The organism is Oceanospirillum linum, assembly GCF_001995095.2.
GTDB classification, from domain to species: Bacteria; Pseudomonadota; Gammaproteobacteria; order Pseudomonadales; family Halomonadaceae; genus Oceanospirillum; species Oceanospirillum linum.
This window is the reverse complement of sequence record NZ_MTSD02000274.1, coordinates 1-379: the sequence shown is the minus strand read 5'-3', so window position 1 is coordinate 379 and position 379 is coordinate 1. Positions and strand designations below refer to the sequence as shown.

Here is a 379-nt window from a genome sequence, read left to right as displayed (position 1 = left end):
TGAGAATTTTTAGCAAAAAAATAAGCCCCCTGCTTAATCGCAGAGGGCCTTTTTCTATTTCACTAATTCAGTTGCTTTTTCAATCATGGCAACTCCGAAATTATCGTTGCCATACACTTGACGGGTTTTAGAACCGCCATAACGAGCGATCAAGTCTTGCGCCTCTTTCACATGAGTCGTTGTTGGCAAGTGCATTCTCTTGTTTCCGAACACGAAATACACGTCAGTACCATTTCCGTTTTTTTGTTTTTTTTCATAAATAAACATAATATCTTCCTCCTCGGTTTGTGGTAAAACTGGTTTTTCTTCTGGTTTTGATGAATTATTGTTTGTGCCGTTGCCGTTCATATATTTTTGAATTTGAGCAATAAAATAATCC

1 protein-coding gene is annotated in these 379 nt (G+C 37.2%); it reads right to left on the bottom strand.

The window, feature by feature from the left end:
* Positions 1–54: 54 nt before the first annotated feature.
* A partial coding sequence (locus tag BTA35_RS18175; RefSeq protein ID WP_202931336.1) for a hypothetical protein occupies positions 55–379 on the bottom strand: 325 nt, incomplete at its 5' end.